At 73.2% G+C, this 26,397-nt stretch carries 23 protein-coding genes and 1 pseudogene; 14 read left to right on the top strand and 10 right to left on the bottom strand.

The window, feature by feature from the left end; genetic code table 11:
• A partial coding sequence (locus ACS04_RS29995; RefSeq protein WP_425337858.1) for a carbohydrate binding domain-containing protein occupies nt 1-506 on the bottom strand: 506 nt, incomplete at its 3' end.
• Nucleotides 507-848: 342 nt separating this feature from the next.
• Here ACS04_RS29995 and ACS04_RS29990 point away from each other — a divergent pair.
• Complete coding sequence (locus tag ACS04_RS29990) at nt 849-2,420, top strand: MFS transporter (protein WP_078865507.1); 1,572 nt, start codon at nt 849-851, stop codon at nt 2,418-2,420.
• Nucleotides 2,417-3,064 carry a TetR/AcrR family transcriptional regulator gene (locus tag ACS04_RS29985; RefSeq protein ID WP_078865506.1) on the top strand — a complete coding sequence of 216 codons (648 nt, stop codon included), beginning with the start codon at nt 2,417-2,419 and terminating at the stop codon, nt 3,062-3,064. Before ACS04_RS29990 ends, ACS04_RS29985 begins: the two co-directional genes overlap by 4 nt.
• Nucleotides 3,065-3,089: 25 nt before the next feature.
• On the opposite strand, the gene ACS04_RS29980 is transcribed toward ACS04_RS29985, so the two are convergent.
• The 5 genes from ACS04_RS29980 to ACS04_RS38440 all read right to left on the bottom strand — a co-directional run bounded on the left by ACS04_RS29980 (nt 3,090) and on the right by ACS04_RS38440 (nt 9,709).
• The gene (locus tag ACS04_RS29980; RefSeq protein WP_048479942.1) at nt 3,090-4,805 is read right to left on the bottom strand and encodes a WD40 repeat domain-containing protein; all 1,716 of its coding nucleotides are present in this window, start codon (nt 4,803-4,805) and stop codon (nt 3,090-3,092) included.
• Nucleotides 4,802-5,473, bottom strand: coding sequence for a GTP cyclohydrolase II (locus tag ACS04_RS29975; RefSeq protein ID WP_107438742.1), 672 nt, complete (start codon nt 5,471-5,473; stop codon nt 4,802-4,804). Before ACS04_RS29975 ends, ACS04_RS29980 begins: the two co-directional genes overlap by 4 nt.
• A gap of 11 nt (nt 5,474-5,484) precedes the next feature.
• Nucleotides 5,485-6,774: an MFS transporter gene (locus ACS04_RS29970; protein WP_158977658.1), complete on the bottom strand. Its 1,290-nt coding sequence runs from the start codon at nt 6,772-6,774 to the stop codon at nt 5,485-5,487.
• Nucleotides 6,771-8,669 carry an outer membrane protein assembly factor BamB family protein gene (locus ACS04_RS29965; protein ID WP_048479941.1) on the bottom strand — a complete coding sequence of 633 codons (1,899 nt, stop codon included), beginning with the start codon at nt 8,667-8,669 and terminating at the stop codon, nt 6,771-6,773. Before ACS04_RS29965 ends, ACS04_RS29970 begins: the two co-directional genes overlap by 4 nt.
• A 461-nt stretch (nt 8,670-9,130) precedes the next feature.
• Nucleotides 9,131-9,709 carry an NADPH-dependent FMN reductase gene (locus ACS04_RS38440; RefSeq protein WP_053081018.1) on the bottom strand — a complete coding sequence of 193 codons (579 nt, stop codon included), beginning with the start codon at nt 9,707-9,709 and terminating at the stop codon, nt 9,131-9,133.
• Between the two features lie 577 nt (nt 9,710-10,286).
• On the opposite strand from ACS04_RS38440, the gene ACS04_RS29955 reads away from it, so the two are divergent.
• Entirely contained in the window at nt 10,287-10,877 is a 591-nt protein-coding gene (locus tag ACS04_RS29955) for a GNAT family N-acetyltransferase (protein WP_245236609.1), read from the top strand.
• Nucleotides 10,878-11,028: 151 nt separating this feature from the next.
• Entirely contained in the window at nt 11,029-11,439 is a 411-nt protein-coding gene (locus tag ACS04_RS29950) for a DUF6463 family protein (RefSeq protein WP_048479939.1), read from the top strand.
• A 9-nt stretch (nt 11,440-11,448) separates the two neighbouring features.
• Here the strand turns inward: ACS04_RS29950 and ACS04_RS29945 are convergent, their stop codons facing one another.
• A complete protein-coding gene (locus tag ACS04_RS29945) occupies nt 11,449-12,471 on the bottom strand; it encodes a hypothetical protein (RefSeq protein ID WP_107438740.1) in 1,023 nt (340 codons plus the stop codon).
• A 211-nt stretch (nt 12,472-12,682) separates the two neighbouring features.
• On the opposite strand from ACS04_RS29945, the gene ACS04_RS29940 reads away from it, so the two are divergent.
• The 9 genes and pseudogenes from ACS04_RS29940 to ACS04_RS29895 all read left to right on the top strand — a co-directional run bounded on the left by ACS04_RS29940 (nt 12,683) and on the right by ACS04_RS29895 (nt 21,097).
• Complete coding sequence (locus ACS04_RS29940) at nt 12,683-13,561, top strand: CAP domain-containing protein (RefSeq protein WP_048479938.1); 879 nt, start codon at nt 12,683-12,685, stop codon at nt 13,559-13,561.
• A 160-nt stretch (nt 13,562-13,721) separates the two neighbouring features.
• Entirely contained in the window at nt 13,722-14,282 is a 561-nt protein-coding gene (locus ACS04_RS39735; RefSeq protein WP_245236608.1) for a hypothetical protein, read from the top strand.
• 387 nt (nt 14,283-14,669) lie between these two features.
• Complete coding sequence (locus ACS04_RS35545) at nt 14,670-15,428, top strand: thioredoxin family protein (RefSeq protein ID WP_053081017.1); 759 nt, start codon at nt 14,670-14,672, stop codon at nt 15,426-15,428.
• The gene (locus ACS04_RS29920) at nt 15,425-16,039 is read left to right on the top strand and encodes a TlpA disulfide reductase family protein (RefSeq protein ID WP_048479964.1); all 615 of its coding nucleotides are present in this window, start codon (nt 15,425-15,427) and stop codon (nt 16,037-16,039) included. Before ACS04_RS35545 ends, ACS04_RS29920 begins: the two co-directional genes overlap by 4 nt.
• The gene (locus ACS04_RS29915; protein ID WP_048479937.1) at nt 16,036-16,803 is read left to right on the top strand and encodes a cytochrome c biogenesis CcdA family protein; all 768 of its coding nucleotides are present in this window, start codon (nt 16,036-16,038) and stop codon (nt 16,801-16,803) included. Before ACS04_RS29920 ends, ACS04_RS29915 begins: the two co-directional genes overlap by 4 nt.
• Before the next feature lie 78 nt (nt 16,804-16,881).
• Complete coding sequence (locus ACS04_RS29910; RefSeq protein ID WP_048479936.1) at nt 16,882-17,469, top strand: hypothetical protein; 588 nt, start codon at nt 16,882-16,884, stop codon at nt 17,467-17,469.
• Nucleotides 17,470-17,580: 111 nt separating this feature from the next.
• Nucleotides 17,581-18,320, top strand: a pseudogene (locus tag ACS04_RS29905) (response regulator transcription factor).
• Nucleotides 18,317-19,717, top strand: a complete 1,401-nt coding sequence (locus ACS04_RS29900; RefSeq protein ID WP_048479935.1) for a HAMP domain-containing sensor histidine kinase — start codon at nt 18,317-18,319, stop codon at nt 19,715-19,717. The pseudogene ACS04_RS29905 and the gene ACS04_RS29900 overlap by 4 nt, the downstream one beginning before the upstream one ends.
• Before the next feature lie 186 nt (nt 19,718-19,903).
• Nucleotides 19,904-21,097 (top strand): hypothetical protein, encoded by a 1,194-nt coding sequence (locus ACS04_RS29895; protein WP_048479934.1) that lies wholly within the window; start codon nt 19,904-19,906, stop codon nt 21,095-21,097.
• A gap of 10 nt (nt 21,098-21,107) precedes the next feature.
• On the opposite strand, the gene ACS04_RS29890 is transcribed toward ACS04_RS29895, so the two are convergent.
• The gene (locus tag ACS04_RS29890; protein ID WP_063839327.1) at nt 21,108-22,067 is read right to left on the bottom strand and encodes a DMT family transporter; all 960 of its coding nucleotides are present in this window, start codon (nt 22,065-22,067) and stop codon (nt 21,108-21,110) included.
• Nucleotides 22,068-22,158: 91 nt separating this feature from the next.
• A complete protein-coding gene (locus tag ACS04_RS29885) occupies nt 22,159-22,911 on the bottom strand; it encodes an ArsR/SmtB family transcription factor (RefSeq protein WP_048479933.1) in 753 nt (250 codons plus the stop codon).
• 127 nt (nt 22,912-23,038) lie between these two features.
• Between ACS04_RS29885 and ACS04_RS29880 the strand changes: the two genes are divergently transcribed.
• On the top strand, nt 23,039-25,036 hold the full coding sequence (locus tag ACS04_RS29880; protein WP_053081016.1) for a hypothetical protein: 1,998 nt from the start codon (nt 23,039-23,041) through the stop codon (nt 25,034-25,036).
• Between the two features lie 64 nt (nt 25,037-25,100).
• On the opposite strand, the gene ACS04_RS29875 is transcribed toward ACS04_RS29880, so the two are convergent.
• Nucleotides 25,101-26,141: a terpene synthase family protein gene (locus ACS04_RS29875; protein WP_048479931.1), complete on the bottom strand. Its 1,041-nt coding sequence runs from the start codon at nt 26,139-26,141 to the stop codon at nt 25,101-25,103.
• Nucleotides 26,142-26,397: the final 256 nt, after the last annotated feature.

The raw sequence follows: 26,397 nt of genomic DNA, 5'->3' as shown, positions 1-26,397 counted from the left end.
GGCGTCGCGGTCGGCGTGGGGGTGGGGCCGCCGGGGCCGCTGAGCGACACGTCGTCCGCGTAGTACGCGGGCTGTCCGTACCAGCCGTGCAGGTAGACGGTCACCGACGTGGTGCTCGGCCCGGTCGTGAAGGCGACGTCGAGCCGGCCGTACGAGGGGCTGTTGGGCGTCCACGTGGACGGGGAGCCGGTGAGCCCCGTGCCGGTGACGCCCAGATAGACGTAGCTGCCTTGGACGTAAGCGCTGAGGGAGTACTGGGAGTTGGGCTGCACGCTGATGGTCTGGGTGCACTGGGCGGTGTCCTGACCGGTCGGTACCGCCTTGAGGGCCGCGGCGCCGGAGCGGACCGGGCCGGCGACGACCGCGGCGACACCGCCCGGGCACGACCAGTCGCTCAGCCCGTTCTCGAAGCCCGGGTTGGCCACCAGGTCGGCGGTGACGGCAGCCCCGGCCGTCACGGAGCCGGCCACCGCGAGGCCGGCGGCGATGACGGCGGCGGCGCTCACCCCGGCCAGTACGCGCCTCAGGACGGCCGGACGGCGGGGGTAGGGGCGGAGGTCGCCCGGCGGACGTGGGGTACGCGACCGTCGACGGAACATGCGGTGCTCCAATCCCGCCGAGTGTCATGGGCATGACCATGCGTGGGGGTGTGACACCCGGCCTGGGTGAGGTGGGGAGACGTGGGGATGCGCCGGTCCGGATCGTAGGAGCGCCCACCGACCCCGTCAATAGGTCTGGACCAATGCCCTAAACCGGAGGGGGCGGACGAGGGGGTGCACAGTCGTTTACCCTGGGGGTGAACAGTCGTGCACCCCTGTGGTTCCGCTCCCCCACGCCCCTGGAGCAACATGCCCCCCGCGATACCCGCACCCGGTCCGGCCCCCGAGGACCCCACCGCACCCTCCCCTACGCCCTCCCCCGCGCCCGTCGCCTCCCGCAGCCGTCACCCCGAGCTCGTCATGCCCGTCCTCGCTTTCTGCGGCATGGTCGTCGCCGTCATGCAGACCCTGGTGGTTCCGCTGCTGCCGCACGTCCCCGACCTCACGGGGGCGAGCCCCGGCGCCGCGGGCTGGCTGGTCACGATCACGCTGCTGACCGGCGCGGTGTTCACCCCCGTGCTCGGCCGCGTCGGCGACATGTACGGGAAACGGCGGGTGCTGCTGGCCTCGCTGGGCGTGCTCAGCGTCGGCTCCGTGCTGTGCGCGGTCAGCTCCGACATCGGCGTCCTGATCACCGGCCGGGCCCTCCAGGGAGCGGCGCTCGCGGTGATCCCCCTCGGCATCAGCATCATCCGCGACGAGCTGCCGGCCGAGCGGGTGCTCCCCGCGATCGCGCTCATGAGCTCGACGCTCGGCATCGGCGCCGCCATCGGTCTGCCCGTGGCCGCGGTCGTCATGGAGAACTTCGACTGGCACACCATGTTCTGGGCGTCGGCGGCGCTCGGCCTCCTCGACCTGCTGCTGGTGCTGTGGATCGTCCCCGAGTCGCCGGTGCGATCGCCGGGCCGCTTCGACCTCCCCGGCACCCTGGGACTGACCGCCACCCTGGTCGGCCTGCTGCTCGCCATCACCCAGGGCTCGGACTGGGGGTGGACCTCCCCGCGCACGATCGGCCTGCTCGGCGCCTCCGTGGTCGTGGGCCTGCTGTGGGGGTGGTTCGAGCTGCGCACCGTATCCCCCATGGTCGACCTGCGGGTCTCCGCCCGGCCCGCCGTCCTGCTCACCAACGTGGCGGCCCTGCTGATCGGCTTCGCGTTCTACGCGAACTCCCTGGTCACCGGGCAGATGGTGCAGGAGCCCACCAGCACCGGGTACGGCCTCGGCGCGTCCATCGTGGTCAGCGGCCTGTGCCTGCTGCCCGGCGGCCTGGCCATGGTTGCCCTCTCTCCCGTCTCCGCACGGATCTCGGCCGCCTACGGGCCCCGCACCGCCCTCGCGCTGGCCGCCGTCGTCATGGCGGTCGGCTACGTGGTCCGCTTCTTCACCAGCCACAGCCTCTGGCTGATCGTGGCCGGCGCCACCGTGGTCTCCTCCGGTACCGCCATCGCGTACTCGGCGCTGCCCGCCCTCGTGATGCGGGCCGTACCGGTCGGGGAGACCGCCGCGGCCAACGGTCTCAACACCCTCATGCGCTCCGTCGGCCAGGCCTGTTGCAGCGCCGTGGTCGCCGCCGTCCTGGCCCACGTGACCTTCGTCGCCGGCGGGCGCACCGCACCGACCCTGCACGCCTACCTGCTCATCTTCCTGATCGCCGGGGGCACGGCGCTCGCCGCCCTCGTCGCCACGCTGTTCCTGCCGTCGGACCGGCCGTCGGACCGGCCGTCGCACCGCGTCAGGGGCGGACGCGGTCCGCTGCGGGGCCGCGCGGGCGGTACGGTCACGGTGTCAGCGTCCGTGACCGCCGCCCCGGAGAGCGCATGAGCAGCACCGAGGACTCCCCCACCACCGCGTCCGCCCCGGCCGAGGGGGAGGCCGGTGCGGACGCGCGCGGGGAGACGGGCACCGGCGCGGGCGGCGAGGCGGGCGCCGAGACCGGGCGCGAGGCCATCGTCCGGGCCGCCCGCCGCGCGTTCACCCTGCGGCCGTACGCCGAGGTCACGATGCGCGGGATCGCGGCCGCCGCGGGAGTGAGCCCGTCGCTGATCGTCAAGCGGTTCGGCAGCAAGGAAGCGCTGTTCAACACGGTCGTCGACTTCCGGGCGGCCGCCGACGAACTGTTCGCCGCCGAGCCCCCCGCCCTCGGCCGGCACCTGGTCCTCACGATGGTCGAGCTACGGGACCGCTTGCGCGGGGATCCCCTGCTGCGCGTCGTGTTCTCCCTGGGCATCGAGGACGAACGCACCCTGTTGCGCGCGCGCTTCCGCGAGCAGGTCACCGACCGGCTGGCCGCCGCCCTCGGAGGCCCGGACGCACAGCTGCGGGCCGAGCTGATCGCCGGCCAACTGCTGGGGCTCGGCGCCACCTTGAGCCTGCACCGCCCCGACGGCGCCGGCGTCCACGCCGGCGCCGAACGCCTGGCCGACCTCTACGCCCCCGGCCTCCAGCGCCTCATCGACGGACCGTGAGACGCCTGCGCCGCGCGTGGAGTGTTCACCACCGCTGCGGGGCGGGGTCCGCCTCCCGTACCGCCGGGACCGGGTACACCGAGCCGTCGTACGAGGCCGCGAGGAAGGTGTCCGCCTCCGGCGCGTAGTGGAGGGCGGAGATGCCGGCGGTGGTGGGCTTGCCGACGTACGGCCACGCTCCGGTGCGCGTGTCGTAGACCGCCACCGTGCCCCCGTACGAACCGGTGGCGACCAGGACCCCGTCGGTGGAGGCGGCGACGCACTTGACGGAGTGGTCGTGCGGGGTGGGCACGGCCGTCGCGCCGTCGCCGTCCCACAGGCGCAGGAGCAGGTCCCGGCTGACGCTGGCGAACCGGCCGCCGGGCAGCGGCGCGCAGCCGTTGGCGATCCGGGTGTGCGCCTCCTCCACGCGGGCGGTCTCCTGGAGGGTCTCGGTGCTGAACCAGCTGGCCGAGGCGTCCGCGCACACCGCGAAGACGGTGTCGCCGGAGACGGCCAGGCCCTTCACGGCGTTGGCGAGCAGCGGGAGCGTCGCCACGTGCTCGACCGCCCCGTCCGCCCGCACGGCGAAGACGAGGCCCTCGCCGGTGTAGGCGCCGACGACCACGTGCGGTACGCCGTCGCGCTCGAAGGCGGCCGCGCAGTTCAGCGGGGAACGGTGCTGGTGGAGCGTCTCGCCGGTGTCGGCGTCGAAGACGCGGCCCAGCTGGCCGCCGGTGAGCACCCGGCCGCCCACGGGGACGAGGAAGTTGCACAGGCTGTCCGGGCGTCCCCCCTCGGCCCCGTCGACGCGGACGACACCCGCGTCCCCGACGGTGTAGGTGCGCCCGTCGGGCAGGGTGGTGACGGCGTTCACGCAGCGCGTGCCCTCCACCAGGTCCAGGTTCCAGGTCGCGGTCACGGTGTCGTAGGTGGCGTACGTGGAGCCGAAGGTGGCGAAGGCGAGCGTGTGGTCGTCGAGGAAGGCGCAGGACCTGGCCCAGATCTCCGCGGGGAACTCGGCGGTGTGCAGCGGACGCAGCCCCTCTGCGGTGTCCCAGACGCGCAGGGAGCGGTCGTAGCTGAGGCTGACGAGGGCGCCGGTCGCGGCGTTGAGGACGAGGCGCTTGATGCCGGCGTCGTGGGCCGGGAAGTACTCGGTCCCGCCGTTCTCGATGCGGATGATGGCGCCGTCGTCGTTGCCGGCGAAGACCACGCCGCCGCGGGTGATGGCGATGGTGTCCGTCTCGACGCCGTCGAGGTCGATGTCGGCGGTCATCTCACCCGTGGCGAGCGACCAGCGCTTGATCGTCCCGTCGTCGCTGGAGGAGATCAGCTCTCCGGTGGCGGGCAGCCACTCGACGGAGATGACGTCGGCGGTGTGGCCCTCGAAGCGGCGGACGACGGCCCCGGAGAAGTCGTACACGCGGACCGTGTGGTCGCGGGAGGCCGTGGCGATCAGCTCCTGCTCGGGGTGGAAGACGGACATCTCCACGTCGTCCTTCTGGTCCCCCAGCACCGCGCGCAGCCGCAGGTCGGGGACCGACCACAGGCGCGCGGTGTAGTCGCTGGAGGAGGTGACGAGCAGGGAGCCGTCCGGGCTGAACGCCACCTGGTTGACCAGGTGGTCGTGTACGCCGCGGGCCAGGAACGTGTGCTCGGCGGCGTTCCAGAGGATGACCTGGTTGTCGTAGCCGGCGGTGGCCACGTAGCGGTCACCGAAGGTGGCGACCCCGCTGATCGGGCCCTGGTGCTTGATCACGCGATCTTCTCCTTGAGGCTGATGGTGTGCAGCGTCTTGTCGGCCTTCGCCGTGAGGTACGAGAGGTTGTGGGGGTTGGCGAACACCCCCGTCCGCACGGTGCTGCGCACGGCGATGCCGTGCCGGGTCAACTGGCCGCGCTTGTCCGGGTTGTTCGTGAGCAGGTCGACCTCGGTGATCCCGAGGGTCCGCAGCATCTGGGCCGCGGCCGTGTAGTCCCGCAGGTCGTCGCCGAGGCCGAGGGCGCGGTTGGCCTCGTACGTGTCCAGGCCCTCGTCCTGGAGCCGGTACGCGTCGAGCTTGTTGTAGAGGCCGATGCCGCGCCCCTCCTGCCGCAGGTAGAGCAGCACGCCGCCGACGCCGTCGATCATCCGCAGGGCCTCGTGGAGCTGGGGACCGCAGTCGCAGCGGGCCGATCCGAAGACGTCGCCGGTCAGGCACTCCGAATGGAGGCGGACCAGGGGGACTCCGTCGGCCGGCCGGACACCGAGTTCGAGGGCCAAGTGCTCCTTGCCGTCGGCCAGTCCGTCGAAGGTCGTCACCCTCGCGTCGAACTCGGCGCCGGGCCCGAGGCCGAGCGGGACGCGTACCTCGGAGCGCACCGTGGCACGAGGCCGCAGGGGCCCGAGGCGGGCCGTCCCGCGGGGTGATGCGACAACTTCCTGCATGGGGGTTCCTCCTACGCGTTCGATTCGGAGGCGACCGGTGCGGACGGCCGGAGCCAGTCCCTACGGCCGCGCCTCAGGTACCAGAGGGCGGAGCACGCGCCGAGGCCCAGCACGAGGAACGTCCCCCGTGCTCCCAGGACCTCGGTCAGCGCGGGCGTGACGGCGGGCGAGAGCAGTGCGGCCCCGCCCGTGACGAGCCACATCAGCCCCGAGGCGCGCCCCAGGACCGGGCCGGGCAGGTACTTGACCCGCATCATCACGACGGTGCTCAGGACGGCGCCCTCGCCGAGCGCGCCCAGCGCGACCGCGGCGAGGAACACCGACCGCCAGGGCAGGGCGAGCAGCAGCAGGGACAGGCCGCAGGCCGTCATGCCCAGCGTCAGGGTGATCCACGGGCGGGTGCGCTTGCGCTGGGCGACGAGCAGGTTTCCCGCGAGCATGCACGCGTTCATCACGGTGACGACGGCGCTCACGGCGCGGTCGGAGAGGCTCCAGGTGTGGCCCAGCGAGTAGACGACCAGGGCCTCGAGGCCCGCGCCGCAGGTGATGGCGAGCACGACCTGCACGATGAGCATGTCGAGGACACGGCGGTCCGCGACGATCGCCTTCCAGCCCTCGGAGAGCTTCCAGTTGCGGCCGGCGCCCGGGGCGCCGGGCGTGCCCGGCCGGACGCGGGGCGGGTGCACTCCCATCGCCCAGACCGCGACCGGCGCGAAGAAGGTGGCGAGGTTGAGCCACAGCAGACCTTCGTAGCCCAGGAAGGGCAGGCAGAAGGAGAAGACGAGGGGGCCGACGAGGGTGGCGGCGAAGAAGAGGCTGTTCAGCGTCCCGCGGGCACGGACCGGGCAGTCGGGGAACATCCCCGGTACTCCGGTCATCCACCCCGTCCGGTACGCGGCTGCGCCGATCGCGACGAGCAGCGCGCAAACGAAGAGGGCGGCCGGGGTGGGCGTCCCGGCGTGCAGGACGAGGTTCATCACCAGGGCCGCGAGGGCCTGCAGCAGCAGACCCGGTACGACCAGGGCCCGCGGCCCCCAGCGGTCGGCCACCCAGCCCAGGGACGGTGCGAGGAGCATGCCGACGGGGACGGCGGCGGCCAGCAGCGTCATGACGGTGAGCGAGCCGGTCAGGCGGTAGGCGAGCAGCGGCAGGGCCGTCGCGTACACCGCCTCGCCGATGTTGTTGATCGCGTTTCCCGCGGCGAACACGGTGAACCGCGGGTTCCCGAAGGGCGAGGGCTCCACCGCATCCGAACCGGGGGCGGATCCGGTCTTGGGCGTGGTGGCCGCGGGAGGGCTCACCGTGGGCCGGCGTTCGGGTAGTCGCCGGTGGAGGCGGGCAGCCACAGGTCGCGCACGGCGGTCAGGACGCTGTCCTTGCGCGCGCGGTCCAGCCGGTAGAGCCGGAGGAATCCGCCGCGGCCGCCGACGACCACGTAGGGGGTGCCGTCCTGGCCGCGCAGCAGGGCCATGCCCTTGGGGAAGTCGGGCAGGTCCTCGTGGAGTCCGAGGAGTTCACCGGACTCGTGGTCGTACGCCGCGACCTGGAGGCCGTACGTGATCGCGACGAGGACGCCGTCGGCGATGACGCAGTTCTCGCTGGTGTTGTCGAGCAACTCGGTGAAGCGCTGCCCCAGTCGGGGCCTGCCGACCTCGAACTCCTTGATGCCGCCGCCACCGGTGGCGCGTACCCGGTCGCCGTCGACCAGCAGGCGCTTGGGGTAGCTGCCGAGTTCGGTGGTCCAGGTCGCTTCGCCGTCGGCGGAGTATGCGGCCATCACCCCGTTGCGGGTGGCGATGAGCCGGCTGCCGTCGGCCAGGTAGGCGCTCGCCCAGGCACTGGCGGGCAGGTCGTCGATCCGGGACAGCTCCTCACCCGTCGCGGCGTCGAGCTCGATCGCGCCGGCGTTGCAGGCGATCAGGAGCCGACCGCCGTCGGGGGACCGGCCGAGCGTGTGCGAAAGGGCGGGCATCTCCCGCTCCCACACCACCTGGCCCGCACCGGAGACGCGGCGTACGGTGCCGGGCCAGAAGACTCCCGCCCAGCCGTCGTCGAGGGTGACGAGGCGGCGCGTGAAGCCGAGGCCCGAGAACTCCTGTCCGGTCAGGACGAGCGCCGGGTGGCCCGGGACCTGCTCGACCAGGCGCAGCGCGGCGGTCCCGTCGTCGGTCGCGGCCAGCAGGGCGCGGTCGTCGCCCGGGACGGGCTGGAGGTCCCAGACGCACTGGCGCTCGTAGCCGAGGCGAGCGCGTACGGTGCCGTCCGCCGTCAGCGCGGTCACCTCGCCGTCCTGGGTGAGGGTGTAGACGTCGCCGTGCTCGTCGACGGTGATGTCGATGATCTGGTGGCTGAAGCCGCCGACCCGCTCGGCCACGCGCAGCTGGGGGTCGGTGTTGTCGAAGATCAGCAGCTCGCCGTCGAAGCCGCCGGTGTAGGCGCGGGAGAAGTCGGGTGAGAAGACGAGGCCTTCGACGTCGTTGCGCGCGTAGTCGAAGCGCTCGCCGACGGTGCCGTCGAGAGCGACCGTGATCACGCCGTTGGCGATGTTGCGGGTCTCGCCCAGACCCGCGTCGCCGAGCGCCCACAGGCGGTTGTGGCGGGCGTCGTACACGACGCGGTGGACGTTGGACGTGTCGACCTGGACGACCGTCGGGAAGGAGAGGTCCGGCAGCGAGCCGAGGTGGATGCGGCCGGACCGGTCTGAGACGGCGTGCACGCCGGGGGCGTCGGTGCAGAACCATTCGAGCATGTCGTAGCCGTGCGGCCACTCGGTGATCCGCTCGATGGTGAAGGTCTCCAGGTCGATGACGACCACCTGGAAGTACCCGTTGTTCGTGTAGAGCTTGCCGTCCCAGACGCCGATGCCGCGGAGCATGGTGGGGGCGGGCTGTTCGCCTTCGAGGAGCAGCGAGGCGTCGGCGGTCGCGGCGGCGTCGAGGCGGTCGGAGAGCCGCAGGGTGTCGGCGTGCCAGCGGGAGATCGTGCCCGTCTTGTCGCGCGTGATGATCCAGTCGTCGACCAGGGTGACGGCGTAGATCGGGTCGCCGGCAGGGTCCTGCGAGGGGGCGGAGGAATTGGACGAACGCAGCACGTTGAGCTCGCGGTCGAGCCAGTGCAGACCGCCTCGGGCGTCCGCGCCCAGGAGGCCCCGGCCGGGACTGTTCACGATTCGGGTCAGGCGCTCCAGGTTCGCCATGAAAATACCTCCTGTTGATGATTCTGTTCATGGGGACAGCCCCCGGGGAAAGCAGTTCGCTTTCCCCGGGAGACAGGTGCCCGAGGGGTTTCACCCCTCAGCTGGGATGCGGATTCCGCATCAGATGTCGTGACGGACGACACGACGGACGATCTTCTCCATGTACCTCACCTCCCTCCACTTGTTCTTACCGGTCGCGATCCGGCCCGGAGGGGCTCAGATCTCATTGCGGATGATGCGGCGCACGATGCCCTTGGTCATGGAAATCACCTCCCTCACGGCTTGGTGGCGGAAATGATCCGACGACGTTCTTCACGGAAACCACCGCCCTCGCCACAACGTCGGCGGAAGCGGTCGACCCGGCCTGGCAGGGCTCAGATCTTGTTGTTGACGACGCGACGGACGATGTTCTTCTTCATGGAATTCACCTCCTTCCGCGGATGTGCACGAGGGGGACTGGCCTAGACCGCGACGGGGACTCGACGGCGACCTCGCGCGATGGCCGCGATGGTGGCGTCGACGAGGCTTTCGAGCTCCGCCACCACCAAGGGTTCGGTGATGGTCCCTTCACGGCCGACCAGGAAGTCGGCGCTGCCGATGGCCACGCGCGGATGCTCGATCAGCACGGCGCCGCACCTTTCGAGGACCCTGCGCGTGTCGGGCTGCGCGTCGGCGCCGCCGTACGTCCCGGGGGAAGCGGTGAGGAGCGCCACGGGCTTGCCCGAGAGCGAGCTCGCCTTCCACGGCCGGGAAAGCCAGTCGAGGGCGTTCTTCAACGTCCCCGTCATGGCACCGTTGTAGGACGGAGTACTGACGATCGCGGCATCGGAAGCGATGAGCAGTTCGCGTGCGGCACTCACCGCCGCCGGGCCGGGGCCGACGTCCAGATCCTCGTTGTAGTGAGGAAGGTCGGCGACCCGGATCTCCGACGTGTGGAATTCACTGTCACGCCGGTCGAGAATGCTCCGGATGGTGGCGAGCGCAGCGCCGTTCACCGAGTGGTGACGCAGACTCCCCGACATCAGAACGATCCTGGCCATACCCGGCTCCCCACCGATCGGCGACCCTCCGCCTCCTTGGCGGTTGGTCTTCCTCGTGGGAATGAGATTGCCTTCAGGAGTTCGATATCGAGAACCTTGATTTCCGGCTGAATCAAGTCGGTGCAGAATCAGACACCGGAATCCCACATTCCCACCGGGGGCGGTTCGGGTGGGCGGCTCTCCCCGACTGGGCCCGCTGGGCACGGCCCGTCGGCGGGCGAGCGGGTTCGACCGTCCCCGGAAGACACGCATCGCAGGCCAGGAGGGCCGCCGCGCGCGCAGCCGCCGCGGCGATCCTCGCGCGCCGCCCCGCGCGGCCCGCGCCGGCGGACTGCTAACACCCTGGGACATACGGGCGTTGAGGGGGCGAGCGGCCTGCCGAACCGGCCATGATCGCCGCTGCCGACGACCGGAAAGGTTCCAGGGTCCCGCGGTGGAAGCCCCGCCCCGATGTAATAATCCACCCAGGAGTTCACCTGTTACCCGCAAGGGGGAAGTCTTGCCTTTCGCGCACACGGCCGAGGCGGTAGGGGCATGGGTCCACGGTTGGTCAGCTTCGCGCGGTGCCGCCGAACCCGTGGCTACGGGTTCGGGTTTCACCATCGACGTGGGCCTGCACGGACACGTCATGCGCCACGTCCTGCACTCCGCGGACGAAGCGACCGTCCGGGAGATCACCGAGCACTCCGCCGCACCCGGCGTCTGGCTGAAGGCCTTCGTCCCGCCGGAAACGCTCGAACCATGGCTCGCCCCCGGCTGGCACCTCGCGGGCGGACCCGGCCATCTGATGGCCGCCTCCCTGCCCGGCACCGCCGCCCGGGCTCCGGGGCAGCTGCCCGGCGGCTACCGGATGACCACCTGGACACGTGACGGCGTCACCCGCGCCCTGGTGCGCGGCGCCGACGGCTCGTTCGCCGCGCGCGGCCAGATCGCCGTCACCGGTCACACGTCGGTCGTCGACCAGGTGGAGACCGATCCGGCTCACCAGCGCCGCGGTCTGGGACGCCTGGTGATGCACAGGCTCACCGCGGCAGCCGTCGAGCAGGGAGCCACGGCGGGCGTACTGGGCGCGACGCCGCAGGGCCGCACCCTGTACGAGGCGATGGGATGGCGCGTACTGGCACCGCTGACCAGCGTCCTGCGAGGCCCGGACCCGGCGGGCACCTGAAGCGCACAGCACCCACTGACGCCGCTGCGGTGGCGGGGGCGAGGGGCGTGGCCGTCGCGGGGTCGACGGTCACGCCGTCGTGCCCGCACGATACGGAACGGCAGTATCGAAACTGCGGCTGCCGGGATCACGGGAAGAGCGGTGGACTCAGGTGATCAAATGGGCCGGCTGGATCATCACCCTGTTCGGAGCGGCGCACACGCTCGGCGCCCTGACGGTCGAGAAGGCGGCGCGCCACGCCGGGACTTGGTTCGGCGGCGGGCTGTGGGGCGAGGACCTCGCCGACATGAGTCCGGCGGGCAGCGCGTACTGGCTGAGCCTGGCGAGCTTCGGCATACCGCTCGCCCTCGTGGGCCTGACGGTGCTGTGGCTCGACCGCCGCGGCATCATCCCGCCTCCCTTCATCGCCTGGACGCTGGGGGGCTGGACCGTCGTCATCGCCGTGGTCCTTCCGCTCACCCCCTGGCCGCTCCTCGGGCTCGCCTGCGCCCTCCTGTCGATCGGCGCCCGCCGCGCCGGCAGCGCCGACCCGGCGTCCGCGGCCGGCCTTCCTCGAGCGTGAAGGGGAGGGTCAGGACGCGGGCCGGTGCAGCCAAGGGGCGCTGGTCGCCCAGAACATCACGTCCGCTCCCAGGCGCCGCCCGCCGAAGTCGACGAACTCCTCCTTCGTGTAGGGCCTGCCGGTCGAGGGGTTGGTGTACTCGAAGTCCGGTTCCTGCACCGCCATCGCCACCAGGGGCAGCTTCCCGCGGTACCGCTCGAAGAAGGGGTAGGAATTCTCCATCTGCGCCGGGCGGTCCGGCAGGACGTCGGGGCCGCCGAGGCCCACTCCGTGAGCCTGGGCGAAGGCGAACGTCCGCTCCATGTAACCGTGGTCGTTGTTCCACTCGCCGGGCCAGAAGTTCACGTACTGGATGAACCGCGTGCGCTTGAAGACCTTGGCGCCGAAGGCCATGTTGTCGAGTTCGGCCCGGAAGTACGACTCGTCGGTGTAGCCGCTGCGGTCCTTTCCCAGGTCGACCTGGGTGGCGGTCTCCGGAAGGTTCACCCCTGCCAGCCGTCCGTCGAAACGGGCGGCCAGCGCTTCGAGCAGCCTCTGGAAGCGCTCGCGCACCTCGGGCACCCACTGGGCCGCGACGGCTCCGGGTTCTCCGGGGCCCAGGCCGTTCTCGTTCGTGGTCGGCGCGGCGCCGCCGGCGTACGCCGGGTCAGTGAGCAGGTAGTCCGGCAGCCGCGTGGGAGCGCTGAAGAAGCGGTCCTGCACTTGGACGAACAACTTCTTGTACCGCGCCCGGAGGACCGTGAGGGCCTCCTCGATCGCGGTGAAGTCGTACTGGCCCTTCTGCGGTTCCATGGCCTTCCACGGTACGACCACCTGGACACCCGCGATGTCCGGCCGGTCGATCAGGGGCCTGACCTCCGTGTCGAAGTCCCCTATGGAGGAGTAGAGGTACTGGGCCGGGGCGCAGGGCGGGGCTGCGCGCCCGGATCCGGAGGCGGGGGGAGCCGCCGCGGCGGCCGGCGCGAGCGCGGTGTGTGCGAGGGCCGTGGCCAGGAGTGCGCCGAGCACGGCGGGCAGTCGTCGGGTCGTCATGAGCGGCGACGATAGGAAGAGCCCCTAAGAAGATCATAAGAACACCTGGGAACCTGCGGGTTGGGGCGATTGCCCGATTCGACCCTTTGCCGATCCTGCGGGCTTCCTTAAGGGAAGTTGAAGAACCCCTCCGGATCGCTCCGTTCGCTGATCACCGGCCTAGGCTCGGACGCACTCCCCCTCCTCCCCTGCCTTGTGAGGTGTTACCGGCATGAGCCCCAGCCGTACTCCCGGACGTCCGTCCCGCGTCGAAGCACGACGGAACAAGACGGTGCGTACGCGCATCGTCCTCTCCGTCACCGCGGCCGCCGCGGCGGTGGCGGTCGGCGTCGCGGTGGCCGACTCCGACGGCGGCGCGGGCGGGAGCGGGCGCACCGACGGCGCCGCCGGAGCCTCGTCCAAGACGGCGAGCGCCGACGCCGCCACGGCAGCTCCCACCCCTGCCGCCCCCACCGGCGACGCCTCCGCCACGACGGGTCCGAGCCCGTCCGGGACGCCCGACGCCTCGGCTTCCGCCACCCCGGCGCAGCCCGCGGCCTCGCAGAGCGGCATCGCGCCCAAGTCGGCTCCGGGTCAGGGCGACACGCCCACGCGCAAGCCCGCGACCGGGGGCGGCGGTACCGGGGGGTCGAGCGGCTCGGGCGGCTCCGGCGGGTCCGGCGGCTCCGGTGGCTCCGGTGGCTCCGGTGGCTCCGGCACCGTCGACGCGGGCAGCGAGTCCGCGGTCCTCGCCCTCGTCAACAAGGAGCGGGCCGCGGCCGGATGCGGCCCCCTGACCTCGAACGGCAAGCTGAGCGCGGCCGCGCGGGCCTACAGCGACACCATGGCCCGCAGCGGCGTCATGTCGCACACCGGGCCCGACGGATCCACCATGACCAGCCGCGTGGAGGCCGCCGGGTACGCGTGGTCCCGCCTGGGCGAGAACATAGCGCGCGGCCAGGCCGACGCCGACGCGGTGATGAACGCGTGGATGAACAGCTCCGGCCACCGGGCCAACATCCTCAACTGCGCCTTCAAGGAGATCGGCATCGGCGTGCACAAGGGCGACGGCGGCCCGTGGTGGACGCAGGACTTCGGCGCCTCCAAGTAACCGGGCCGCCCGGCGCCCCGCGTCCTGCGCACCCGTCCACGGGTGCGCAGGACGTCGGCGTTCGCCCGCGCGGGCGCCCGTACCGGCCCTGCGGAACCCGGGATTCCCCGGAGAGGGGAGGCGGTGCCGGGCCGCTCGGCGCGTCCGTCACTATGGGGCCGTGCCCCGACTCCCGCGTTACCTGCTCATATGGCTGTCGTGCACGGCCGCAAGCGTGACCGCCGTGCTCGCCACGGTCCAGTTCGTCGTCGGCTCGACCCGGCACACGCCCCCCGTCGCACGCTCCGCCCCGACGGTCATCGAGACGCCGCCCGCATGGCAGGCGACCACCCCGTCGCCGAGCGCGCCGGCTCCGAGCGCGTCCGCGAGCCCCTCTCCCCCGGTGTCGCAGCGGCCCTCTCCCCCGGCCGCTTCCCCCACCCCCGCCAAGGCCTCCGCGGGAGCCCCCCGGACCGGAGCCCCGAAGGGCGGTGTGGACTGCGCGGAGGGCGGAGCGGGCCTGTACACCGTCCCCTCGCAGGGCGGCAAGGTCACCGTGCGGTACGGGAGCCGCGGCGTGTGCCTGATCTCCGCCGTCCCCGACCGCGGTTTCAAGACCACCACCTCGCAGACCGCGGACGACACCCTGACGGTCACGTTCACCAGCGCCGACCACCGCTCGGTCGTGACGGCGACGATCGAACCCTCGGCGAAGGCCAGCGTCCGCGAGTCCTCCCTCTGAGGCGTGAACGCGACGGAGGTCCCCTGGTCGGCCACTGCGGCCGCTCCGGCCACGCCGCCACGCCGGGCGCGCCGACGAGGACAAGCGGGCCGACGAGGACAACACGGCCCGCCCCCGCCCCCTTTGACCGGATCGCGCACCTTGTTCCCGCCCCGCGGACCGCTCGGCGAAGCGGAATCTGAGCTGTTCCTTAGGGCATCCTCAAGATCGGGCCGAGCCGGTTCCGGCGGCCCGGAGCGGTCCTATGCTCACCTCAGCCGGGCGGCCCTCGGCACCGGGGCGTGGACCCGGCGATCGGTCGGGCCGCCGCCTTCACCGAGCCGGAGGGCGCCCGCCCTTTCCGCATTCCGATCCGTGTCCTGGGGTGTCTTCGCCATGAGTTCTCGCATGCTCCGACCCGTCCGCGCCGACCGCCGTACACAGCCGCCCCGCCCCGGCACGCCCCGGGGGATGCGGCTGCCGCTGGTCGCCGCAGTCGTGGTCGCGGCGGGGCTGACCGCCGCCTGCGGGCCGTCCACCGAGCCCGCCGGATCCGCCGCGCCGACCGCAGCCTCCGCTTCCCCGGAGCTCTCCGCCACCGAGTCGGGCACTGCGTCGCCGGAGCCGTCCCCGACAGCGACAGCGACCGCCTCCGCATCCGCATCCGCGTCGGCCACGCCCCGGTCCGCCTCCTCCCCCGCCCGGACCGGGTCCGGCGCCCCCGGTGCGCCGGCCACGGCGTCCCGTACGCCCGCGGCGGCCCAGCCGGCCTCCGTACCCGGCCCCGGCTACGACGGTTCGGCCGACGCGCAGAAGCTCATCGACGCCGCCCTGCGCACGGCCAAGTCCGAGGGGCGGATGGTGTTGCTCGACTTCGGCGCGAACTGGTGCGGCAACTGCAAGGCCGCCGACAAGGTGTTCGGCCAGCCCCAGACCTCCGCGCTCCTCGGCACGTCCTACCAGCTCGTCAAGATCGACATCGGCGGCAACAGCTCCGCCAACTCCGCGCTGCTGCGCAAGTACAGCCCGTCCGGCGGCACCTACACGATGCCCGTGCTGGTCGTCGTCACACCCTCGGGCACCGTACGCACCGACACCCATGTCACCGGCAACCCCTCCCTGACCTCGGAGGGCATCAACTCCTTCCTGCGCCAGTGGGCGTCATGAGACGAACGGTCCGCAGGTACGCCCTCGTCCCTGCCGGGGCCGGACTGGCGGTGGCGGCCGCCCTCGTCCTCGCCGGCCTCGCCACGGATCGCGGCGGACCCGGCGCACCGGACGGGCGGGCGGGCACGGCAGTGGGAACCGCGGCCGGGGCCGCGGTGCTGGCCCCCGGCTCCCGCCCGGAGGCGCCCGTCCTGACCGGCGACGACCTGGACGGCAACGCGGTCAGCCTCGCAGGGCTTCGGGGCCACGTCGTCGTCCTCAACGTCTGGGGTTCCTGGTGCGGACCGTGCCGGGCGGAAGCCGACGACCTGGAGCGGCTCAGCCGCCGGACCCGGGCCGAGGGGGTCCGGTTCCTCGGAATCAACACGCGCGACCGGGACCCGGCCGCCGCCCGGTCCTTCGTACGTGCGCACGCCCTGAGCTTCCCCAGCCTGCGCGACCCCAGCGGCGAACTGCTGCTCCGCTTCCCGCCCGCGCTGCTCAACCCGCAGGCGGTCCCCGCGACCCTCGTGATCGACCGCCGCGGACGCATCGCCGTCAGTATCGGAGGCGCCGTCACGGAGGAGCAGCTGCGGCCCGTACTCGCGCACGTTGCTCAGGAGGGGTCATGACGCTCGCCGCCGGGGCGGACGCCGCCTCCCTCGTCAACGGAACCCTTCTGATCGCGGCGCCCGTGGCACTCCTCGCGGGACTCGTCTCCTTCCTCTCGCCGTGCGTCCTGCCGCTCGTTCCCGGCTATCTCAGCTACGTAACGAGCCTGTCGGTCTCCGACCTGGCGGACGCGCGCGGCGGGCACCGCAGCCGCATGGCGGCGGGAGCCCTGCTGTTCGTCCTGGGCTTCACGGCGGTCCTCGTCTCCGGCGGCGCCCTGTTCGGGCACTTCGGCCGCGTCCTGTTGGCCCACCAGGAGGTGATCTCCCAGGCGATCGGCGGCTTCACCGTACTGATGGGGCTGTCCTTCATGGGGCTCCTGCCGGGCTTCGCACAGCGGGAGTTCCGCAGTCACCGGCGCCCCGCGCTCGGGCTCGCCGGAGCCCCGGTACTGGGTGCGGTGTTCGCGGTGGGCTGGACCCCCTGCATCGGCCCGACGCTGGCCGCCGTACAGGCGCTGGCATGGACCGAGGCGAGCGCGGCCCGCGGAGCCCTGCTCATGGCCGCCTACTGCCTCGGGCTGGGCCTGCCGTTCGTCCTCGCCGCGCTGGCCTTCCGCCGCGCACTGGACGCCTTCGGCCTGGTCAAACGCCACTATCCATGGGTGCTGCGGACCGGCGGAGGCCTGCTCGTCCTGGTCGGCGTACTGCTGGCCACCGGCCTGTGGAGCGACCTGGTGTACGCGCTCCAGCTGTGGAGCGCGGATTCCACCACGGCCGTCTAGGGGCGTCCGCGAAGTGGCTCCGTCCGCCCCGACCCACCAAGACCAAGCACAAGACGATACGGATATGCGGAGACGCACATGAACGCTGCGCAGTACCTACGGGGTTCCCGGGCAGCCCGGGTCTCGGCCGTCCTCCTCTGCTCCGCCGCCCTCGCCGCCTGCGGCGGTCACCGGGCCGGGGAGGCCGGGGACGCCCGCCCCGCCGCGGCCACGACGAGCTTCACCGAGCAGGGGGTCACGGTCACCCTCACGGTGTCCGGCTGGCACGGCTCGACGGGCACGCTGTCGGCGGTCTTCACGCCCGAGCGCAAGGGCTTCCACCTCTACAGCACCGATCTGCCGGCCGACGGCGTGGAAGGCGTGGGCAGACCGACGGCCATGACCGTCAGCGGGGCCGTCCGGGCGGACGGCAGGCCGGCGGCGTCCGCGGACGTACGGTCGATCACCGTGCCCGGCGTCGAAGCCCCGGTGCCCGTCTACCCGGACGGCCCGGTCACCCTCACCCTGCCCGTCCGCGCCCACGGGAACGGGAACGGGGACGGGGCGGCGACGGTGCTGCTCGGCTACGCGAGCTGCAGCACGCAGGACGGCTGCACGATCCCGGTCTCCGGCCACCCGGTGCACCTGAACGTCACCGCCACCGGAGCGACGTTCAGCCCCCGCTAGCGCATGTCCGCGATGCCCCGCAAAGCAGCCGCCGTCTCCGTGGGCGGACGGCGGCTGCTTCGCGCCCACCCCCCGGCAGCGAACCGACCGGCCGACCCTAAGGTGTCCCCCATGCCCAGCGTCCTGGTCGTGGAAGACGACCCCAGCATCCGCCAGTCACTGATCGAGGTCCTGACGGAACACGGGTATGCCGTGCGCAGCTCGGCCGACGGATTCGGAGCCCTGCGGGAGGTCACCCAGACGCCCCTCGACGCCGTGGTCCTCGACCTGGGCCTGCCCGACCTGGACGGAGGGGACGCACTGCGCATGATCCGCGGCATCTCCTCCGTACCCGTCCTGGTGGCCACCGCCCGCGACGACGAGCGGGAGATCATCAGCCTGCTCAACGCGGGCGCCGACGACTACCTGGTCAAACCGTTCTCCGGCGGCCAGCTCGTCGCGCGCCTGTCCGCCGTCCTGCGGCGCACCAGCCACGTCCCCTCCACCGGACCCGCGGCGGGAACGCGGGGAGCACCGGCGGCGCACGCCGCCGCGACGCCGGACGCGCTGCACCCCACCACCGTGGGCGAACTCGCGGTGGACCCGGGGGCGCGCACCGCGTACCTGGGCGGCGTGGAGCTGCGCCTCACCCGGCGGGAGTTCGACCTGCTCGCGTTCCTCGCCCGCCACCCCGGCCAGGTGGTGTCCAAGCGCCGTCTGCTGACCGAGGTCTGGCGCGAGCCGTACGTCGACGACAGACCGTCGACGTGCACCTGTCGTCCCTGCGCCGCAAGCTGGGCGAGCGGGCGGCGGCCCCGCGCTACCTGCTGACCGTCCGGGGAGTCGGCATCAAACTGGTGGCACCGCGTTGAGGCGCTCGCTGGCCGGAGTGGCACTCGCCGTGACCTCCATGGTCGCCCTCTCCTTCCTCATACCGCTGGCCGCGCTGGTGATGTCGCTGGTCAAGGCGCAGGCCGTCACCGCGGCCGAACAGCGCGCCGCCGCACTGGCCCCCGTCCTCACCCTGACCACGGATCCCGCCGCGCTGCGGGAGTCCGCCGCGAGTCTGGACCCGGCCCAGCAGCTGGTGATCCACCTGCCGGCGGACACCGCGCCGCTCGGCCAATCCAAGGCACCCGCCGCGCTGCTCGAACGGGCCCAGCAGGGCAGGGAGTCCATCTCCCAGGAGATCCCGAACGGCTGGATATGCCTGCAGCCGGTGGTACTCCCCGGAGACCGGGTGGCCGTGATCGAGAATTTCGTGCCCGAGGAGGAACTGACCCACGGGGTCAAGGAATCGTGGGCGGTCATGTCCTTCCTCGCGGTGGCGCTGATCGGCGGCTCCGTCCTGGTGGCGGACCGTCTCGGGTCCAAGGTCGTCAGGTCCTCGAAGAAGCTGGCCCAGGCCTCGCGCGCACTCGGCCAGGGCGATCTGGACACCCGCGTGGACCCCGTGGGCCCCAGGGAACTGCGGGACGCGGGCGTCGCCTTCAACGCGATGGCGCACCGGATGACCGAGCTGCTCGCCGTCGAACGCGAGCTCGTCGCCGATCTGTCGCACCGGCTGCGCACCCCGCTCACCGCCCTGCACCTCGCGTCCGAGCGGATGGCGGGCACACCCGAATCGGCCAGGGTCGAGGCGGCCGTCGGTGAACTGGAGGCCGAACTGCGGGCCATCATCGCCGCGGCGCGCACCCCCCTCGCCGTGGGGCCCATGGGCCAGGGCATGCTCGGTACGGAGCCCTCGGCGGCCCCGGACCCCGCCGGGGCGGCCGGTTCGCGCTGCGAGAGCGCCGACGTGGTCCGCCGCCGCACCGCCTTCTGGTCGGTCCTGGCCGAGCAGCAGGACCGGTCCTGCACCGTCGACGTGACCCGGGAACCCTCGGCCGTCGGGCTCTCGGACGACGACGTCGCCGCCGTGGTGGACGCGCTCATCGGCAACGTCTTCCGCCACACCGCGTCCGGGACCCCGTTCGGCGTCCAGGTGGTGCGGACGGCTCAGGCCGTGGAACTGGTCGTGGAGGACGGCGGCCCCGGCATCCCCGAACCGGAGCTGGCGCTCTCCCGCGGGAGCAGCACCGGTTCCACCGGGCTGGGTCTCGACATCGCGGGGCGGGCCGCGACCGCGACGGGCGGCTCGGTGCACATCGACCGCGGACCCCTGGGAGGGGCCCGCATCACGGTGTCGTTCGCCCTGGCCCCGCAGGCGCCCTCCGACCGCGGACGCCGCATCTCGCGCCGCCGGCCGGCCTGGCCGCGCAGGCGCTAGGCGCTGAGCGCTGGGCGCTGGGCGCAAAGCAGCGCCGTCCGTTTGTGGCCGACCGCCCACTGTCTGCCCGACCGGAACTGCCGTACAAGTTGAGGCCGTGCATCACGGCCGGCCCCCTGCGTCGCGAGGGCGCACCGTCCGCCGAGCCGTGCCCGGTTCCACCGGCCATCTCTTCTTGGGGGCATCATGCGCAGACGATTACGTGCCTGGATCCTGGCGGGCGCGGGCCTGCTCGCCGCGTGCGCCGGTCCGGCGTACGGGGCCGACACGCCGTCCGCCGGGTCGGCGGCGGGGTCCGTCCAGTACACCGTGCGGGACCTCGGCACCCTGGGCGGGACCCGCAGCAAGGCGACCGCCATCGACGGCGACACCGTCGTCGGGAGCTCGTGGACGAGCGGCGACGCCGCCGAGCACGCCTTCGCGTACGACGTGCGCGGGCACACCATGACCGATCTCGGCACGCTGGGCGGCTCCAGCCGGGCCGTCGACATCGAGGGGGACCACGTCGTCGGGCAGTCGGACCTCTCCGCCGACGGGCCGACCCACGGCTTCGCCTACGACCTGCGGACCCGCCGGCTCGTCGACATCGGCACGCTCGGCGGCAGCGGCAGCCGTGTCACCGCTCTGAGCGGTGACACCGTGGTCGGGACGTCGTCGCTCCCGGGCGACGCGGTCACCCACGCGTTCGCCTACAGCCTGCGCACCCGGATCATGACCGATCTCGGCAGCCTCGCCGGCCCGTCGGGCGTCAGCACCGCGGCGGCCGTCAGCGGTGCGATCGTCGTGGGCAGCTCCTCCCTGCCGGACGCGCCCGCCACCACCACACACGGGTTCGCGTACAACCTGCGCACCCGCAGGACGACCGATCTGGGCACCCTCGGCGGGAACTCCAGCACGGCCAACGCCATCAGCGGCTCCACCGGGGTGGGCGGGTCCCGCACCACCGCGAACCGCCTCACCGGTTACGCGTACGACCTCCGTACCGGCGTCCGTACGGACCTGGGATCCCGCTTCCTGACCGCGCAGCTGATCAGCGGGAGCACCGTGGTCGGCGGCGACGGCATACTCGCCAGCTCGTTCGACCTCACGACGCACGCGAGCGCCGTCGTAGGCTCCGGGCGCGGTGTCACCGAGGTCAAGCAGATCTCCGGGAACGTCATGGTCGGCGACAACTTCGCCCCCAACTCCTTCGCCTTCGCCGCCCGCGCCGACACCGGTGACCTCACGTACCTGGCCTCCCTCGGAGGCCTCAACTCGTACGCGGAACAGGTCAACAGCCGGGGCGTCATCGCAGGCAGCGCGGCGCTCGCCGCCCCCGACCCGACCACCGCGAACGGCCCGTTCCACGCCTCGGTCTGGGTGCCGCGCACGGTGCGGTAGGGGAGGCGCGCTACCGCCCGCGCGCCGCCGCGGTTCCGGGCGCGGGCCCGTCCGCCCGCAGCCCGGAACCCTCCTGGGCGCGGGGGCGGTAGCGTGAGACGGCCACGCCGGCCAGGCACAGCAGACCGCCCAGCAGGGTCAGCCAGGCCGGGACCTCGCCCAGCAGCATCCAGCTCAGCAGGACGACGATGGCCGGGACGGCGTAGGTCGTCGCGCCCAGCTTCCCGGCCGGCATCCGCGCGAGGGCGTAGGTCCAGGTGGTGAAGGCGAGGGCGGTCGGGACCACGCCCAGGTAGACCATGTTCAGGGTCGCGGAGAGCGGGGCCTGCGGAACCTCGGCCACCAGCTTCCCGGCGAACGGCAGGCACGCCACGGTCCCGGCCAGGCAGCTGTACGCGGTGATCTGCAGCGGCGTCCCGAAGGCCAGCGCGGGCTTCTGCGCGACGACGCCCGTCGCGTACGCCACCGCCGCGAGCAGGCACAGCACCACTCCGAGCACCGAGGTCGAGCCGTCGCCGCCGGACGACATCGACAGGCCGACGACGACGGCGCCGACGAAGGAGACGGCCATGCCCGTGAGCAGCCGCGGCGGCAGGGCCTCGCCGAGCAGGCGGGCGGCGAGGAGCGCCATCAGGATCGGCCCGGTGTTCACCAGCAGGGACGCGGTGCCGGCGTCGACGAGGCGTTCACCCCAGTTCAGCGCGACGGTGTAGCCGCCGAACCACACGAATCCGGACAGCAGGATGCCGCGCCAGGCGCCGCGCGGGGGCAGGCCCTGGCGGCGTACGAGGAGGATCGTCACGAGGACCAGCGAGGCGGCGAGCAGCCTCCCGAGGGCGAGCGCCCCCGGCGAATAGGCGGCTCCGGCACTGCGGATGGAGACGAAGGCGGACGCCCAGGCGAACACCGTGCAGCACACGGCGCCGACGATGAGGAGGCCGGGCGGAAGGGCACGCGAGTGGGTCTTCATGTCACCCACCCTACCCCGAACACTTCGGTCATTGCCGAAGTATTTCTCCTGAAAATTCTGGGCCGATACCTCAGACCGGCGTGGAGCGGCCTCAGCTCCATGCCCTCGGGGTGATGCCCAGGAGCTCACCGAAGGCCTTCTCCCCCGCCGCCGTCACGAGCAGGCCCCGGCCGCCGCCCTCGGGTCGCACGACCCACGCATCCTCCAGGGCCCGCGCGCACAGCCTCGCCCCCACCAGGCCGCCCAGGTGGCGGCGGCGCTCGGTCCAGTCCAGGCAGGAGCTCGCCAGCGGCCTGCGCCCGGCGCCCGTCACGTCGACGCCCGCCCGGCGGCACCAGTCGAGCCCGCTCCCGGTCAGCGCGAAGACGGCCTCCGTGAGCAGCAGGTCCCGGCTCTCCATCGCGTCGGTCACCGCCATCCCGAGCCTCCCCGCGAAGTGGTCGTAGCAGGTGCGGGCCCGCGCCAGCGGATCGGGCGCGGAGACGACCGGCACGGCGTGCGCCGCGTCCCGGCCCGGGACGGCGTAGGAGGCCAGCTCGTCCACCAGCCGGGCCGTGGCGGCGTCCGCGATGCGCACGTAACTGTGCCGCCCCTGCCGCTCCGTCACGCAGATCCCCGCGTCGAGGAGGCGGGTGAGGTGCCCGCTGACCGTCGAGGGGGCGACCCCGGTGATCCGGGCCAGCTCACCCGCGGTCCAGGCGCGCCCCTCAAGCAGGGTCATGCAGATGGCGGCCCGGGTCTCGTCGGCCAGTGCGGCGGCGAGGGCGGCGAGGCGCGCGGCGGGGGCCGGCGGGTCGGCGAGTGCCGGCGCGTCGGCCGGGTCGGAGGAAGGGAGGCGATCCATGACCCCAGGGTGCCTCATCATTTCGGTATATGGCGAATGATCGAGACATGAGAGGGTCACCGCCGGGGACTACGCCGCGCTGTCCGTTCGAATGTGACCATCCCATGATCGGCTCGTTGTCCGCATTGTGGGACACCGTCACGGATCCGGAACCGGGCTGCGCCATGCCGAAGCGGTCATCGTCGAGCGCTACCCCCAACTGCTGCGTCTGGCCTATCTGGTGCTGCCGCCAGATCTGGACCGGCACTCACGGCTGCTCCGCGCCCACCGCGCCGTCCAGCACTCCCTGCGGGCCGCGGGGCGCCGGGCGGCGCAGGGCGAGGACCCGCTGGCGGCCGTACGGGCCGAGGTGGTGCGGCACGCGGCCGGCCGGCTGCGCGGCCCGCTGCCGCCGTGGGTGTGGGGGCTGCGGATGTGGCCGAGCGCCGAGGGGCTCGACGAGGAGGCCCGCAGGCTGACGGGCCTGACCCCGTACGCCCGCGCCGCCTGGGTGCTCGGGCGGTTCGAGGGGCTGGACGAGGAGGCCGTGGCGGCCGTACTGGAGCAGGCCGGGGCCGCGGATCCGACGGGAGAGGTACGGGCGGCCCGCGCGGCCGCATCCGGGCCGGGTGCCGCACTCGCGGCGCCCGGGGCCGCGGCCGCGGCGGCAGCCGAGCCGGGTTCCCCGGCGGGACCCGGCGGCGCTGCGGGGGCCCGCCCCGAGAGAGAAACGATCTTGCATCCGGCCGACGTCCACACGCGGCCCACCGACCTGCTGCTGCGGCGCACCCGCGTCCGCGCCGCCTGGGGCATCGCCGCCGTCCTGCTGCTGGCCGCCGGTCTCACCCGGGCCACCGCCGCCGGGCCGGACGCCGCACTCCCCGCCCCGTACGCCGGTTCACCCGTCGCCCGCGCCGCGCTCGACCCGGCGCGCCTGGTCCGGGTGCCCGCGCAGGCCTGGTCCGATACCGGCCGGGTGGACTTCACGGCCTGGCCGGCCCGAGGCGCGCGCACCGGGGACCGGACCCTGCTCGCCCGGGCGCTGGGCACCTGGGCCTCGCCCACCTCCGCCACGGTCGTCACCACCGCGCCCACGGCCTCGGCGGAGCCGCCGGAGCACCCGCCACAGCTGCTGTTCGCGGGGGATCCCGGCCCGGGCACCGCCGTCGTGGTCTTCCACGACGGCGACCGGATCGTCCGCTACACCGAGCGGGGCGGTCGCCGGAGCCTCGACATCGCCCGGACCGACGACGCCAACGTCACCACGGCCGCCGCCGTCACGCTGACCCGGGACGCGGGCACGGCCCGACGGCTCCTCGCGCCGTGGATCGTCACCGCGGGGGTCCGGGACCTCACCGCCCCCGGCGGCCCCCTCCGGCCCCTGCCGATCGGCCCCGACGGCACGGTCACCACGGAGCTCCCGCCCGAGGCCGGGGACGGGCCCGGCGGCGACGGCGCCGCCGGCCGGGCCAAGGGCGGGGGCTGCGGGCCGCGCCCGGTCCTGGAGGTCGCCTCTTCGCCGCGGATCGTGGAGAAGCACTCCTTCCTCCTCGCCGACCTCGGCGGGCTGCTCCCCGTCCACCTCACCTACACCCCGCCCGTGGAAGGCTCCGACGTGCCGCCGGCCCGCCAGCCCCGCGAGGCCACGGGATCCGCCGCCCTGGCCCGCTGGGCCCAGGAGTCCTGCGCGCTCGGCGAGGTCGACGGACGGGCGGTCCGGGCGGTCAACCTGTGGGACTTCGCCGTCACGGAACTCCCGGAGAGCGCCGGGCGCGCCGTCTGGTCCTGTACCCGGGCCACGCACTGGAGCGGCCGGGGCGATGTCAGGATCCGGCTCCGGCCGCCCGCGGGGGACTCCCTGGCCGTGGCCCACGCCGAGTCCACGGCCGCCTGCGGGCGGTTCGGCCAGCACGTCCTCGCCGCGACGCTGTGGCGGGCGCCGTCGGGCCGCGGCTACCAACTGGCCGCGGGCAGCCGGGAGGTCGCGGAGATCAGCGCCACGGGCTCGCTCACCACCCGTACGCCCGGCCGGACCCTTGCCGTCCCGGCGCCTGCGGCCCCCGCTCCCCCGGCCGTCCTGACGGCGAGACTGCACAGCGGCGCGGTGATCACCGCTCTCGACGCCAGGGGCGGCGGCCGGGACTGACGGCCGCGCCGGAGCCGACCGAGCCGTGGGCCGCGGCTCGTGGTTGCGCTGCGGCGTCGGCCGGTCAGGACGTGCCGAGGGCTGACGTGTTGCCGGGCAGCACGTGCAGGATCTGGTCGAGATGGCCGGGGCCGGTCGCCGGGACGACCTGGAGTGCGGTGCGGTAGCGCAGTGTGCCGGTCTGCCAGGCGTGGTAGCCGGCCATCCACGCGGTCATGATCCCGACGTACGTGTCGACGGCGGACCGCTCTCCGCGGCGCAGGCCCAACTGCGAGCACAGCGCGGGCACCTGTCCGGCGAGCTCCCGGAACCGCCGGACCAGCCGGTTCACGCGCTGCCCCGCGGCCGTGACGGCCTCGTCGCGGTCGAGGTGCCGGGTGTGTTCGAGGACGAGCACCAGATTGTCGACATCGCCCCGGGCCTCCTCCTTCTCCAGGGAGTACACGTCGTTGCACATCAGGGTGACGTCGATGGCCGCCTGCCGCATGATGCGCAGCTGGGGCGCGTGGAAGGCGGCGGCGGGGACCGTGATCCCGGCGGTGCGTTCGCCGAGGGAGAGCGGCAGGTCGGTGGCGGCGATGCCGCGGCCGACCTGGAGGTAGGTCGACATGTCGGCGGGGGTTCCGCGCAGGCGCCCTATCGCCTCGTGCGCGTGGGCGGCGAAGTAGTACTCCCATTCGTGTGCGGTACGGGCGGTCCATGCCGGGTGGGCGCCGCGCGTGCCGCGGGCCCGTACGTCGGCGAACGCCGCCGTGCACGGGTCGCCCCCGGCGGGCGGGGCGGCGCCGTGCGCGATGTCGATCAACTGCTGGCAGACGCGGGCGGTCCGGGCCGGGTCCAGGCCGAGGGGGCCGTCGAACTGGTCGTCGAAGACGAAGAAGAAGCCCATCGCGTCGGCGCACAGGTCCAGGGCGGGCCCCCGGGCGTGCGGGAAGCCGAGGGCGGCCAGGCGCGGCATGTCCCAGGAGGCGTACCAGGCGGCGGAACGGTCGTCGGTGACCAGGCCCAGTCCGCGGACCCATTCCAGGTTCCGCCGGCGGGCCTCGTCCAGCCCCGGGCCGACCGGCGCCGCGGCGGGGAGGTCGAAGTCGATGTCCTGTGGCACGGGTCCTCCCGTGGTGGGGGGGGGAACGGCACGGTCCGCCTTGGTCCCGTGCCGGGCGTACGGAAAGGATTCTGCGGAGGCGGCTCCCGAAGGGCGCCTCTCAGGACCTGGCTTGAACCGCTCGGTCGTGCTCCCGGCCCAGCCCGAGGCCCCCGCCGGTCACCACCATCACGCGCCCCTCGAAACGGACCCCGTCCACCGGACCACCACCCCTCTCCAAGACGTGCGATTCCCGCACACCCTGCCCGGGCGGCAC

Source organism: Streptomyces roseus, assembly GCF_001044425.1.
Classification (GTDB): Bacteria; Actinomycetota; Actinomycetes; order Streptomycetales; family Streptomycetaceae; genus Streptomyces; species Streptomyces roseus.
Note: the sequence above shows the minus strand (reverse complement) of the source record. Positions and strands in the feature narration are given on the sequence as shown.

Coding starts and splice junctions, on each gene's coding strand:
- ACS04_RS38440 (WP_053081018.1), bottom strand. CDS start 9,709: ATGGCCAGGATCGTTCTGATGTCGGGGAGTCTGCGTCACCACTCGGTG.
- ACS04_RS29985 (WP_078865506.1), top strand. CDS start 2,417: ATGAGCAGCACCGAGGACTCCCCCACCACCGCGTCCGCCCCGGCCGAG.
- ACS04_RS29885 (WP_048479933.1), bottom strand. CDS start 22,911: ATGGATCGCCTCCCTTCCTCCGACCCGGCCGACGCGCCGGCACTCGCC.
- ACS04_RS29890 (WP_063839327.1), bottom strand. CDS start 22,067: ATGAAGACCCACTCGCGTGCCCTTCCGCCCGGCCTCCTCATCGTCGGC.
- ACS04_RS29920 (WP_048479964.1), top strand. CDS start 15,425: ATGAGACGAACGGTCCGCAGGTACGCCCTCGTCCCTGCCGGGGCCGGA.
- ACS04_RS29910 (WP_048479936.1), top strand. CDS start 16,882: ATGAACGCTGCGCAGTACCTACGGGGTTCCCGGGCAGCCCGGGTCTCG.
- ACS04_RS29965 (WP_048479941.1), bottom strand. CDS start 8,669: ATGGCGAACCTGGAGCGCCTGACCCGAATCGTGAACAGTCCCGGCCGG.
- ACS04_RS29895 (WP_048479934.1), top strand. CDS start 19,904: ATGCGCAGACGATTACGTGCCTGGATCCTGGCGGGCGCGGGCCTGCTC.
- ACS04_RS29945 (WP_107438740.1), bottom strand. CDS start 12,471: ATGACGACCCGACGACTGCCCGCCGTGCTCGGCGCACTCCTGGCCACG.
- ACS04_RS35545 (WP_053081017.1), top strand. CDS start 14,670: ATGCTCCGACCCGTCCGCGCCGACCGCCGTACACAGCCGCCCCGCCCC.
- ACS04_RS29975 (WP_107438742.1), bottom strand. CDS start 5,473: ATGCAGGAAGTTGTCGCATCACCCCGCGGGACGGCCCGCCTCGGGCCC.
- ACS04_RS29990 (WP_078865507.1), top strand. CDS start 849: ATGCCCCCCGCGATACCCGCACCCGGTCCGGCCCCCGAGGACCCCACC.
- ACS04_RS29915 (WP_048479937.1), top strand. CDS start 16,036: ATGACGCTCGCCGCCGGGGCGGACGCCGCCTCCCTCGTCAACGGAACC.
- ACS04_RS29940 (WP_048479938.1), top strand. CDS start 12,683: ATGAGCCCCAGCCGTACTCCCGGACGTCCGTCCCGCGTCGAAGCACGA.